The following is an 11,771-nucleotide window of genomic DNA, read 5'->3' as shown; positions in this document are numbered from 1 at the left end:
GCCGTCACTGCGTTCCGGCCGCATGCAATTCGTCCGTCGTGAATAAGGCGGACAGCGCCAGTCCTGCGTCTTCCAGCGCCGCTCGCTGGCGCGGTGTCCGTTCGATCACGCACAATACCGGACCGAGACGCGCTCCGAGCGCCGCGAGTTGTTCCGCGCTCGCGATCAACTGTCCGCCGGTCGTGACGACATCTTCGATCAGGCATAGCCGTTTTCCGTTGATGCCGATCCCTTCGGCCAGCTTTTCCGTGGCGTATGGCTTTGCTTTTTTTCGCACGAACACGACGGGGATCCCGGTTTCGAGCGAGAGAGCGGTAGCCAATGGAACTCCCCCCAGCTCGATGCCGGCCAATATGTCCGTATCCGCCGGTATCATCGGCTTCAGTTGCTTCGCAATCGCGCTGAGCAGCCGCGGATCGGATTCGAATAAATATTTATCCAGATAATGATCGGACGTTTGTCCGGAGCGCAGCTTGAACGTTCCCGAGATCAAAGCTGTGTTGTATATTGCTTTTGCCAATTCATGACGGTTCATCGTATCCCTCCCGTTGGTTTCTTCCGATATCGTAACAGAAGGGAGCGATCGGCCGTATGTCCGGAAAGACAAAAACCGACCATGATTTTTGTGGAAATGGCCAATTGGGATGGATTAGTCGTACTCGCTGCGCTCGCTCAGCCGCAGCAGGCGAATTTTCAACCCGACATGCAGCAGCAGCCGCGCCTCGGCGTCGTTCACGCTGCAGCCGGTCAACTGCTCGATTTTTTGCAGCCGATACTTGACGGTATTTACATGAACGAACAGCTTCTCGGCAGTTTCCGCCAACGAGCCGTTCTGTGCGAAGTAACGCGTCAGCGTCTCCACCAGATTGGCGCCGTGGGCCGCATCGTAATCGGCCAGCTTGCCGACCGATTCTGCATACAGGCTCTCCAGCTCGTTCGAACCGCGGCTCTCGCTCAATAGGCGGAAGAGACCCAGCTCATCGTAATGAATGACGCCGCTGCTTCGAAGCGGTTTGCCCAGCTCCAGCACCCGGCAGCATTCCAGGTAGCCCTTGTGAATGCCTTCGAGACCGGGATGCCATCGTCCGACGGCAATCGTGAACGACAGCTCCTCCCATTCGGAGGCGAGCTGTCTGTGGATCGCTTCGGCCTGCCGCACGGCGGTTGGCCTTGCTGGCGGGTAAGCCTGCGGATACAGGATAACCATGTCCTGCTTCAAGAACGTAATGACGACGCCGGCTTCGTCGAAGCGAAAGGCGGCGCGCGCTTGGTGCAGCAGCCTCCGCTTCCATTGCGGGCTGGCCGCCGTTTCGCGGATCCGGCGCTCGCTGCTGTCGGCCCGCCGGCTGACGGCGACGCAATAGACCGCATAATGCGACGTGAAGTCCCAGCCGAAGCGGCGCCCCTTCTCGATCGTCTCCGTGACATCCGGGACCCGCCCCTGGAGCACGTCGGCCATGAACTGGTCTTTGAATGTTTGTTCTACGTCGGCGGTCGTTATCGCTTTCAGAAATTCAAGCGCGATGAGGATCATCGTCCGTTCCACGACTCGAATATCGCGCTCGCGAAATTCCCGATTCGAAGCGCGATATGTGATATCACCGACCAGTTCTTCGCTCAGCATAATCGGCGCCACAAGGCAGGGCAGCGCTTGTCCGCCGAGTCTCCGTTCCATGCGAACCGGACGTTTGGCGGCGGTCAGTTGTTTTTTCTGGAGAACGGTCAAGGGCGCAGCCTCGGTTCCGTAACGAAGCTCCCGCGCGGGAAGCTCCGATCCGACGGACAGCTCGCCGCCCATCAATCGTTCCACCGCCTCGATCAGAGCGGCGACACCTTTCCCGCTCATGGCCAATTCCGTAAGCCACTGGTTATAGGAATCCGGCTGCTCCTCAAGCGGACGCGGTTCAGACAAGATGTATTCCATAAGCGGCGTCATAATATCCAGATAAGTCGTTTCCTTATCGATTTCAATGATCGGCAGCCCCAGCCGGTTCCCGGCAGCTACAATCGCATCGGGGATGTGGCGCACATACTGCCCGGTCTTGATCGCAAGTCCGGCGATTCCCGCCATATGCAGCCGGCCCACGAGGTTTTCGATCGCTTCCTCATCGTCCTTGACCGGGTACAAGCTGGTCAGCAGCAGGACGTTTCCTTTCAGCCAGCGAATGACATCGGGCACTTCCATGACCGTGACCGCTTCAATGGTCCGATCCAATCCGTCCGCGCCGGCCACGACCTTGCACCGGGCAAGTCCGCCGATATGCATTGCCTCTCGCACGGCAATTCCCATGATCCGTCCGCCTCCTTCTATGTACATGAACGGTATTTATTATAACAGAACCTTTTGGCGGCGCAGCCTGAATTGCGCCGGCTTGTGTCTCAGACGGTTCGCTCTCCAGAATATGCCATACATGCTGCGGTCGCAGATGCCGCACACTAAGGGACAATTCGATTTCCAGATATAACCCTGGTGGAGAATCACATTGGATAAAAAAATTCCCGCAATTTTATTGTATGCCGTCTTCATGACTTCCGTCGGCATATCCAATCACGTTCTGTTAATCCCGGTCTTGCTGCAAATCGGCAAGCGAGACTCGTGGATCAGCTCGACTGCGGCCGTTATACCTGTGCTTGTATGGGTTTTCGTTCTGTATGCCGTTGTGAAAAGGGGAGGCGGCGGCAACGTGACGGAACTGATCCGGCATACGTACGGAAAGGTCGTCTCCGTGTTCCTCATGATGCTGGTCATCGCCTACTGCATTGAAAACGCACTCGTTTCGATCAATGATTTCGTAACATGGACGAACATTTCGTACCTCCCCCAAACGCCAAGGATGGCGGTCATGATCAGCTTCGTCGCACTATGCTTTTTTGCCGCTTATTTCGGCATTCTCGCTATTGCGATTGCATCCGGCATACTGCTCCCGTTCGTGATTCTGCTGGGTCATTTGGTCATGGCCTCCAACATGCAGTTTAAAGATTATTCCTTATTGTTCCCGCTATTTACACATGGCTACAGGAATGCGCTGGACGATGTGCTGGTGACCTGCGGCGCATTGTTCGAGCTGGTGCTTGTCGTATTTCTGCAGCAGCACGTATCTTCCCGTTTGCGTCTTTCCTCGCTGCTGCTGCTTTCCGTCATGCTGGTCGGACTAACGGTCGGACCGCTCACCGGAGCGATCGCCATCTTCGGTCCGTTCGAGGCGGCGGCTCTGCGGTACCCCGCATTCGAACAGTGGAAGATGGTGCAAATGGGAAAATATATATCCCATCTCGATTTCTTGTCCATCTTCCAATGGGTGACCGGATCGTTTATCCGCGTTTCGCTGCTCATTTATTTGATGCTGGACGTGACCGGGCTGCGCAGAGGGCGATTGCGAACGGGACTGCTGACGGTCCTGGGCGTCATGTTCACGCTGGCCGAGTTCATCCCTTGGAACGACGCGCTGTTTTTCGATTATTTGCTTCATTGGCATTTTTACGGCAAGTTTGCTTTTAATCTATTCCTGACCGTGCTGCTGCTCGGGTTGTTGTTCTTTGCCCGCAGCCGGAGCAAGAAGGAGGTGGATTCGCCGTGAACGAAACGGAAGTATTGCAGATGAACGAAGCGTTTCTTCGCGATTGGTTCGCCCGCTCGGGCGATGTGAGCGTACAGAGCTTCCGGTACGGGACGCAGACGGATCATCAGCAGGTGCTGCTCATGTACTGCCAAGGCATGGCCAATACGGATATTATCGATAAGGTGGTGCTGCCGCAACTGCAATCGGTGCTTCATTCTGTCGAGAAGATCGACGCGACTTTGCTGAACCGTAGCACGACGCTGCAGCTCGAGCCGATCGACGATCCGGGCGCGGTCGAGAAGTTGACGCTTCGGGTATATTGCGGCGAGCTGGTGCTGTTCTTCGAGAATCCGAATCTGCTGTTCGCCTTGAATATCGCCATGCCGCCGAACCGCACGCCCGAGGAATCCAGCTCGGAGACGTCGATTAAAGGGCCGCAGGATGCGTTCACGGAAGAGCTGAGCACCAATATCGCTCTGATTCGGAAACGATTGAAGACGAGGTCCCTTTGCTGCGAGAAATTCACCATCGGCGCAAGAAGCCATACCTCGGTAGCGCTCATGTACATCGATGATGTCGTTCGGCCGGAATTCGTCGCGGAAGCGCGGGAGCGCCTGAACGCCATTAATGTCGATGGGCTGCTCAGCAGCGCGCAGCTCGAGGAAGGGCTGGTCGGCTCGGGGCATGCCCTGTTTCCGCTCATGGAATACAAGGACCGTCCCGACTTCGTAGCGGAAAGCTTGCTTCGGGGCCGGTTCACGATATTGGTGGAAGGCTCGCCCATGGCCGTACTCGCGCCCACGAACCTCATGCTGGCCTTGAAATCCTCCGAGGATATGCATTTTCCTTACTATTACGTTGCGCTGGAGCGGGCGCTGCGTTTCCTGGGGCTGCTTGCCTCGACGCTGCTGCCGGGATTTTGGATCGCCGTGTCGTCGAACAATATCGATCAAATTCCGCTGCCGCTTGTGGCCACGATCGCTTCCTCCCGTCTCGGGCTGCCGCTGTCCGGACCGCTCGATTTCTTGATCATGCTCGGGCTGTTCGAATTGTTCCGGGAAGCGGGGATGCGGCTGCCTCGCGCCGTCGGACAGACCGTCTCGGTCGTCGGCGGATTGATTGTCGGGGATGCGGCGATCCGGGCGGGAATTACAAGCCCCACGACGCTCGTCATCACTTCCATTGCGACCATCTCGATGTTTACGATTGCGAATCAGTCGCTTGCCGGGACGGTGACGGTTCTGCGGCTGGTTGTACTGCTCGCCTCGACCGCGCTTGGCGTATACGGCTTTATGATATCGGTCATGGGGCTTGTGCTGTATTTGGCGACGCTGGAATCGTTCGGGGTTCCGTATTTGGCTCCCTTGTCGCCGCCCAATTTCAAGGAAATAGGAACTGCTGTGCTGGCGAAGCCGTGGAGAATGCTCAAGCGCCGCCCTGCGCTTCTCCAGGGGAAGGACCCGACGCGCCGGGGAGGGGACGCTTCATGATCGCACGGAAGCTGGCGCTGCTGTTTATGCTGCCGCTGCTGCTCACGCAGGCCGGCTGCTGGGATCTGAAGTCGATTCAGGATATGAACTATTTGACCGCGCTCGGGGTCGATTATAAGGATGGCCGGTTCATTGTCTATGCGCAAATGCTCGATTTTGCCAACGTCGCCAAACAGGAAGGCCCGAAGGTCAGCATGCCTGCATCCGTATGGTCCGGACATGTGGAGGGGGAGACGGTGGGGGCAGCATTCGATGAGCTGTACAGAACATCGCAGCAGCGTGTCTTCTGGGGGCATGTCACCTCCGTCGTCTTTTCGGAATCGGCGCTCAAACGGGGGATCAACGCCGGCCTGGACGGCATGCTGCGGTATAACGAGACCCGCTACACCCAATGGGTTTACGGCACGCGCATGCCGATCGATGAAATCTTCGGCACGACGCCATTCTTCGGCATGTCGCCGCTCGCTTCGATATTGTCGCAGCCGGTCGAAAATTACAGACAGCGCTCGTATATTAGGCCGATGCGGCTGTACAAACTTTTCGTGGAATTGCGAGAGCCGGGCTTCACCCTGCTGCTTCCTTCGCTGACAATCGATAAGGGCGCATGGAAAAAAGATACGCAAGCCGATCCGAAGCTCTCGGTGAACGGTGTGTTTGCGTTATATGAGGGGAAACTGGCCGACGTGCTCGATTACGGGGAACTGGACGGGCTGCGCTGGCTGGAGGACAGCACGGTCCGCTCCCCGGTCATGCTGCATGTGAACGGCAAGCCGGCGGGGAAGGTCTCGATTGTGAGACCGAAATCGCGCGTCATTCCGCAGGCGCAGGACAACGAAGTGCGCGTATCCATCCGGGTCGAATGCAAGGCCATCGTCGCCGAGATATTGCAAAAGTTCGACGAGGCGGCGCTGAAAAAGGAGATCGCCAAGATCGTCGGCTCCCAGGTCGAGCATACGTTTGCGGAAGGCAAAAAAAAGGGCGTGGACGTATACCGGATCGAGCATGCGCTGTACCGCGATCAGTTCAAAGCATGGAGCCGGCTGACGATGAACGGCGCCAAGCAGCTGCGGGACTATACGCTCGATTCCGTGAAGGTGGATATCGATCTTACGCATAGCGGGATGTACAAGCTGAAGGAGACGATCCGGGACTATTAATGCAAGGGGAACGACAGGAGAAGAATGGGGGTTGAGGAGCGATGCCCGATGGCCGGGGACGGTCAGTCTCACGGTCATCGGGCATGCCGGTTAAGCGAGGAGCGCTTCCAGATAGCGGACCACCTCGGCCGCATCGTCTCCTCCGGCCTGGGCATGGGCGAGCAGCGATATCGTATGCGGCCCCGGCGCATGCAAAGTTTGCGGCCCAGCGGCAAGCACGGCTTGGACGATGTCCAGCCGGCCGAGCATGGCGGCGGCGAATACATCGATTCTTGCACCCTGCTCGAGCAAATACAGCGCAATGTCGCGTCTGCCCATATGCGCGGCCGCGCCGAGCGCCGTCTCCCAATCGCCGCCACCCCAGTCCCACGCGGCGTTCAATAGCCCCGGCTCCGCCTCCAGCATTTCGGTGACGCGCTCCAGGCTGCTGTGGGCATGATACACAAATGGTTTGACCAGATCGGCTTGCAATGTTCCGGACATGGAACTTCCCCTTTCCAGCTTATGAATTTTTCGCTCCGGGCGGCTGCGTTTCCGCTGATTGTCCGGAGCGGGCGAGGCTTGACAAACGTTCCGCGAATTCCGTATGCCCTTTGGCCAGCGCATACTCTGCGGCCGTTAACGCATCGTCGTTGCGGAGGAGCGGATCGGCGCCATGCGCCAGCAGCGGATCGGCCGCTTCCAGCCGGTTGAAATGCGCAGCGACATGCAGCGGGGTGAAGCCTCGGCGCACTTCGCCTTCGCATCGTGCGTTCGGATCGGCGCCGTTCGCCAGCAGCAGCCTCGTGAGCGCGGGATGGTTGCCCGCAATGGAGGCGTGCAGCGGCATGTTGTTCAGCTTGCCGTCCCGGCTGCGGAGGTCGGTATCCGCCCCCGCGTCAATCAGGTAAGCCGCCGTTTCCTCATGCCCGAAATGCGCGGCAAGCCCCAGCGGCGTGTAGCCGTCGAAGCTGTGGCTGTTCACGAGCCCGGCATCGGCTTCCGACAGCTCTCGCACGCGGGCCGTTTGGCCGACGGCCGCCGCTTCGAATAGGTTCAGCTCGGCTCCGCTGTGCAGCAGCAGCTCCTGAATGTCGCTTGCCCGGGAATAGGCGGCGGTCAAGATGGCCGTCTGGCCGTTCTCCGCAGCCGCGTTTTTGAGCGTAGCGTCCATCGCCAGCAGCTGCTTCACCTTATCGAGGCTTTTGCTTTTGACCGCATCGAGCATTTCGTGCCTTAGCCGGCGCACGTTTTCTTCCAGCGCTTTCGCTTTGAGCAGCAGCGCCTCTGAATGCTGCACGCCGATCGTAATAAGCTGAGAAGCGGCTTCGGACCGGCTTTGGGCGATGCCGGCGTGAACCAGCAGATCGACGGCGGCAAGCGTGGTTTCATCCAGTCGTACGGACAGGACGGTGGTTTTTTTCGTTTTTTTGCTCATCAACAGCCATCCTAAACTATAACATTGTAATTGTGATTACAATGTTACTTTATCACGCATCGGATTCTAATGTCAATTATTGGGTGGGACATTGCAGGTGGTGCGGCGGTAATCGTGCGCGAGGATGCGTTGTTTCCCGGCAAGCCGTGCGGCAGGCTGCTGTATTTGCTTTCGGGTACGGCCCCATATTATAGTAAAGAGTAGTTTGGGAAGAGGTGAGCCGTTGACTCCGTTGTTATCTCGTTTGTCTTGGGAAAATATCGAAAGATGGCTGCAGCAGTATGAATCGCTCGGCCCGCTTCCTGGCATTGCCGCGGCCATGGTGGAATCGTTTATTCCGGTGCTTCCGCTCGTTGCCATTATCGTCGCCAACGTGAATGCATACGGACCGATCGTCGGCGCGCTGTTATCGTGGCTCGGCATCGTGCTCGGCTCCGTCAGCGTTTTTTTGCTTGCCCGCAAATTCGGCGGCCGGCTGCGCGGCTGGATCGAGCGCAAATATTCCGGCTCCAGAAGATTGATCCACTGGGTCGAAACGCACGGGTTCACCCCGATCTTCGTGCTCAGCTGTTTCCCGTTCACTCCGTCATCGCTCGTCAATATCGTATCGGGCATGTCCAGACTGCCGCTCCATACGTTTGTTACAGCGACTATGCTCGGCAAGGCGGTTATGGTTGGCATCGTTTCCGTCGCCGGTTACGATCTGGAAGGACTGATCCGCAAGCCGTGGAAGGCGGCGCTCGTCGCGATCGTGCTTGTCGTCATCTGGCTGGTCGGGCGGAAGCTGGAATCCCGCTACATGAAGCATTAACAGGCGACAGCCGTGCGCCGTCCTTGTCATGAACCACCTATACGGAGTATTGTACCGTGCGCCGCAGGCCGCGGTTTTTTTGCCGTGGGGCGTGCCTGGGCCCATTCGATGTAATGCTGCGTGCGAGGAGCCGCCATTGTTTCACGAACAACAACATTAGTACCGGAGATTCAGCAAATTACAACAGGTTTTGGCTAAAATCACGGACATTCAGACTTTTTCCGACGAAATCATTTCACCAGGTGAAAAGATTGTGAAGATTATGTTAAAATGGGTGGGATGCTTGATATTATAGAAATGAGGTCATACTTGTCGATGAACTACGAATGGTTCCAAGCGATTAACGATTTGGCGGGCCAAAGTCCGCTGATGGATGCAATCCTAATTTTTATTACGAAAAAAGCGCTGTACATGTACGCCCTTATGCTGCTGCTCATGTGGTTTCTGGGCAGCGAGCGTTCCAAACGCACGGTGGTATTCGCCGCGATTACCGGCGCGCTCGGACTGCTGATTAACTTCATCATCGGTCAAATTTATTTCGAGCCGCGGCCGTTTGTCGCGCACACGGTCAAACTGTTGGTCGACCATGCCGCGGACGCTTCATTCCCGAGCGACCATACGACCGGCGCGTTCTCGCTATCGCTCGCCGTATTGCTGCTGAACCGCCGAATCGGTTCGGTGATGCTGGCGCTTGCGGTATTGACCGGCTTCTCGCGCATTTATGTCGGCAACCATTACCCGTTCGACGTGCTGGGCAGCATTGTGGTGTCGCTGGTCGTCAGCCTGGCGGTGTACAAGCTGAGCCCTGTATTCGAACCGATTGCCCGGCTGATCATTTTGATTTATAACCGAATTCCGTTCGTCCCGAAAAACAGAAAGGGCGTATCGGCCGGTCAATAAAAAATGATTTGAAATATTGGAATCCTATGTTAAATTAAAAATCACAATTAAATATCTCTTATCCAGAGTTCGGTGGAGGGACTGGCCCGATGAAACCGCGGCAACCGGCTTGCTTGTCAAGCACGGTGCAAATTCCTGCAAGGCACGCATGCCTTGGAAGATGAGAGGGAGAATACGGTGATGCCGCACTGCTGCCCCCTGTCGTCTTTGGATGACACGGGGTTTTTCTGTGTGTACGCCAAGCGCATAAAGGAGAGAGGGAACATGTCCATAAGAACAAGGGTCGCCTGCATCGCGGTGCGGGACGGTCAGGTCGTGCTGATGAGGAAGCTTATCCCTACCTATTTTAACTACAAGCAATTAACGCCTCCGGGCGGAGGCGTGGAGCTGAACGAGACATTGGAGGAGGCATGCGTCCGGGAGATGCATGAAGAAACCGGCTTGATCGTCGAGCAGCCGGTCCTGAAGGGCGTGATTTCGTATATGAACTACGCCGACCGTACGTGCGCGGTGACGATGCTGTTTTATGCGGATCGGATTTACGGGGATCTCGTCACGAACGAGCCGGAGAAGCATATACCGGAATGGGTCGATCTTGGCACCGTGGCGTCCAATAAGCTGGTACCGGAGTATTACAGTGAGATGATTGGAAGGCTGATCGCGGGCCAGCCGCTGATCAACGCCAGATTGGAATGGAACAAACCGGGGGCCGTCGCGCCTTTCGTCTGGACGATCATGTCATAACGTTAACGATGCGTCGCGAAGCCGCCGCACGAATGCGGCGGTTCGGCGGATGCGGGACTTGCGGCACGCGGCATTAGGAGCCTGTGCTTTGGTACCGGTTGACGCCTTTATGCCATATGTACAGCGACAGCAGCAGCAGCGCGACGCCGATTATCGGGGTGCCGAACCGGAACGACGAATGGAACAACCCTTCGCCTTCTTTGCCCAAAAAGTATTGCGACGGATAAAAGTTGACGAAGCCGTACGGCACGACAAAGGTCAAAAAGATTTGAATCGCTTTGCTGTAAATCGAGATCGGATAATCCATGAAGCCGCGAAAGCCGTAAATCATCGTATCGGTAAACGAGTTTGACTTGACGAACCAGAAGCTCATCGCTCCGGAGATGATCAGCAGCGCCGCCTGGATGAACGTTGCGCCGGCAATCGTCAAGATGAAATAACAAACGTTCGCTGCGGTCCAGTCGATATGCAAATGCCGGAAGCAGATGGAGAACACGATCGCGGACAAGATGATATGCCCGAGAAAATGCTGGTTGAATTGCCGGAAGATCAAGTGGACCAGCGGATTCATCGGCTTCACAAGTACACCGTCGAACTCGCCGCGCTGCACCATCCATTCGAGCGCCCGCATCGGCGACCAGACGAACAGGCTGCATATGCCGTACGACATCAAATTCAGCGTGTACAAGAACAGCACCTCGTAAAAGCTCCAGCCGCCGATGCTGCCGAATTTGGAAAGCACGATCCAGATCCCCATATAGGTCGAACCGTAGGTTGTAAATTGAATGAAGATGTCCATGAAGAACGAGAAGCGGTACTCCATTCTGGACTTTAAGTAAATGGCTAAAAATTGCGAGTACAGTTTCAGCACATGCATGCGCTACCCTCCCTGGATGACCAGTTTGCTGATGCCTTTTCTCCACACGAGCTCCGCGACGAGGAGCAGAATGCCGATCCACATGAATTGCTGGGCAATGAGCAGCAGCGTGTCGGTCCATTCCGTTTTCCCCATATAAATGGAGATCGGTGAAAAATAAATGAGGCGAAACGGCAGGAACGCCGATACGTCGGTCAAAATTTGCGGGAAAAACCACAGCGGAATCCAGACGCCGGAGAACACCTTGATGACATCCGACAGCAGCCGGCTTAAATGGTAAATGTTAATGTACCAAAAGCCGACCATGCCAAGAATATAGGCCAGCAAAAAGTTCAAGACGAAACCGTTAAGCAGCGCAACGGCAAACGGCAGCAGCAGGTGAACCGGCGGCACGGTCAGCGGGTAAAAGATCGCCGCAACGACGATCAGCGGCGCCAATTCGAAAAAAATCCGCGACGCGCTGGTACCCATCGATTGAAACAGCATGCAGGTTTGCAGGCTGATCGGCTTCATGAGCTGCAGGCCGATGTCGCCGGAGCGGATTTTATCGCCGATGCTAAAGATCGTATTGTTGCTCACAAATACCGAGATGCATGTGCTGATGACGACGTAGTTGATCATATCGTTCAAGCTGATCTGCCCCATGCCGGTCGCCGCCGTCCCGGAGGTCGTGCCGTAGAGTGCCGTCCACAATGCGATTTGCACGAACAGCCCCATGACCCGCCCGAACATTTTCAGCAGCACATCCGTTTTATAAGCCAAATTCGATTGAAATTCATTCGTCAAAAACGCAAGGTAAAGTTTCACGGGCAGCT

General features: G+C 56.3%; 12 protein-coding genes and 1 riboswitch. Of the genes, 6 read left to right on the top strand and 6 right to left on the bottom strand.

Annotated features, from left to right (window positions below; genetic code table 11):
- Nucleotides 1–4: 4 nt before the first annotated feature.
- Both KXG62_RS16635 and KXG62_RS16630 read right to left on the bottom strand, forming a co-directional pair.
- Nucleotides 5–535, bottom strand: coding sequence for an orotate phosphoribosyltransferase (locus KXG62_RS16635; RefSeq protein WP_218093123.1), 531 nt, complete (start codon nt 533–535; stop codon nt 5–7).
- 114 nt (nt 536–649) lie between these two features.
- A complete protein-coding gene (locus tag KXG62_RS16630) occupies nt 650–2,290 on the bottom strand; it encodes a PucR family transcriptional regulator (protein WP_218093122.1) in 1,641 nt (546 codons plus the stop codon).
- 193 nt (nt 2,291–2,483) lie between these two features.
- On the opposite strand from KXG62_RS16630, the gene KXG62_RS16625 reads away from it, so the two are divergent.
- Genes KXG62_RS16625 through KXG62_RS16615 form a run of 3 tightly spaced genes read left to right on the top strand, consistent with a single transcriptional unit; the run spans nt 2,484 to nt 6,207 of the window.
- Nucleotides 2,484–3,578, top strand: a complete 1,095-nt coding sequence (locus tag KXG62_RS16625; protein WP_218093121.1) for an endospore germination permease — start codon at nt 2,484–2,486, stop codon at nt 3,576–3,578.
- Entirely contained in the window at nt 3,575–5,050 is a 1,476-nt protein-coding gene (locus tag KXG62_RS16620; protein ID WP_218093120.1) for a spore germination protein, read from the top strand. Before KXG62_RS16625 ends, KXG62_RS16620 begins: the two co-directional genes overlap by 4 nt.
- Nucleotides 5,047–6,207, top strand: coding sequence for a Ger(x)C family spore germination protein (locus KXG62_RS16615; RefSeq protein ID WP_218093119.1), 1,161 nt, complete (start codon nt 5,047–5,049; stop codon nt 6,205–6,207). Before KXG62_RS16620 ends, KXG62_RS16615 begins: the two co-directional genes overlap by 4 nt.
- Nucleotides 6,208–6,297: 90 nt before the next feature.
- Here the strand turns inward: KXG62_RS16615 and KXG62_RS16610 are convergent, their stop codons facing one another.
- Nucleotides 6,298–6,690 carry an ankyrin repeat domain-containing protein gene (locus tag KXG62_RS16610; protein WP_218093118.1) on the bottom strand — a complete coding sequence of 131 codons (393 nt, stop codon included), beginning with the start codon at nt 6,688–6,690 and terminating at the stop codon, nt 6,298–6,300.
- Between the two features lie 19 nt (nt 6,691–6,709).
- The gene (locus KXG62_RS16605; RefSeq protein ID WP_218093117.1) at nt 6,710–7,624 is read right to left on the bottom strand and encodes an ankyrin repeat domain-containing protein; all 915 of its coding nucleotides are present in this window, start codon (nt 7,622–7,624) and stop codon (nt 6,710–6,712) included.
- A gap of 223 nt (nt 7,625–7,847) precedes the next feature.
- Here KXG62_RS16605 and KXG62_RS16600 point away from each other — a divergent pair, with 223 nt between their 5' ends.
- From KXG62_RS16600 to KXG62_RS16590, 3 genes are all read left to right on the top strand, one after another.
- Nucleotides 7,848–8,435 (top strand): TVP38/TMEM64 family protein, encoded by a 588-nt coding sequence (locus tag KXG62_RS16600; protein WP_246627487.1) that lies wholly within the window; start codon nt 7,848–7,850, stop codon nt 8,433–8,435.
- Nucleotides 8,436–8,750: 315 nt separating this feature from the next.
- Entirely contained in the window at nt 8,751–9,335 is a 585-nt protein-coding gene (locus tag KXG62_RS16595) for an undecaprenyl-diphosphatase (protein ID WP_218093115.1), read from the top strand.
- Between the two features lie 55 nt (nt 9,336–9,390).
- Nucleotides 9,391–9,502, top strand: a riboswitch (SAM riboswitch).
- Between the two features lie 97 nt (nt 9,503–9,599).
- Nucleotides 9,600–10,079 (top strand): NUDIX hydrolase, encoded by a 480-nt coding sequence (locus KXG62_RS16590; RefSeq protein ID WP_218093114.1) that lies wholly within the window; start codon nt 9,600–9,602, stop codon nt 10,077–10,079.
- A gap of 73 nt (nt 10,080–10,152) precedes the next feature.
- Here KXG62_RS16590 and KXG62_RS16585 read toward each other — a convergent pair whose 3' ends face one another.
- On the bottom strand, nt 10,153–10,956 hold the full coding sequence (locus tag KXG62_RS16585; RefSeq protein WP_218093113.1) for an ABC transporter permease: 804 nt from the start codon (nt 10,954–10,956) through the stop codon (nt 10,153–10,155).
- A 3-nt stretch (nt 10,957–10,959) separates the two neighbouring features.
- Nucleotides 10,960–11,763, bottom strand: coding sequence for an ABC transporter permease (locus KXG62_RS16580; RefSeq protein WP_218093112.1), 804 nt, complete (start codon nt 11,761–11,763; stop codon nt 10,960–10,962).
- Nucleotides 11,764–11,771: the final 8 nt, after the last annotated feature.

It is taken from the genome of Paenibacillus solanacearum (genome assembly GCF_910593845.1).
Taxonomy (GTDB): domain Bacteria; phylum Bacillota; class Bacilli; order Paenibacillales; family NBRC-103111; genus Paenibacillus_G; species Paenibacillus_G solanacearum.
Note: the sequence above shows the minus strand (reverse complement) of the source record. Positions and strands in the feature narration are given on the sequence as shown.

What these genes read in the sequence shown, in the direction of transcription:
- KXG62_RS16630 (WP_218093122.1), bottom strand. Translation starts at nt 2,290, where the DNA reads ATGGGAATTGCCGTGCGAGAGGCAATGCATATCGGCGGACTTGCCCGG.
- KXG62_RS16585 (WP_218093113.1), bottom strand. Translation starts at nt 10,956, where the DNA reads ATGCATGTGCTGAAACTGTACTCGCAATTTTTAGCCATTTACTTAAAG.
- KXG62_RS16605 (WP_218093117.1), bottom strand. Translation starts at nt 7,624, where the DNA reads ATGAGCAAAAAAACGAAAAAAACCACCGTCCTGTCCGTACGACTGGAT.
- KXG62_RS16610 (WP_218093118.1), bottom strand. Translation starts at nt 6,690, where the DNA reads ATGTCCGGAACATTGCAAGCCGATCTGGTCAAACCATTTGTGTATCAT.
- KXG62_RS16635 (WP_218093123.1), bottom strand. Translation starts at nt 535, where the DNA reads ATGAACCGTCATGAATTGGCAAAAGCAATATACAACACAGCTTTGATC.
- KXG62_RS16590 (WP_218093114.1), top strand. Translation starts at nt 9,600, where the DNA reads ATGTCCATAAGAACAAGGGTCGCCTGCATCGCGGTGCGGGACGGTCAG.
- KXG62_RS16615 (WP_218093119.1), top strand. Translation starts at nt 5,047, where the DNA reads ATGATCGCACGGAAGCTGGCGCTGCTGTTTATGCTGCCGCTGCTGCTC.
- KXG62_RS16595 (WP_218093115.1), top strand. Translation starts at nt 8,751, where the DNA reads ATGAACTACGAATGGTTCCAAGCGATTAACGATTTGGCGGGCCAAAGT.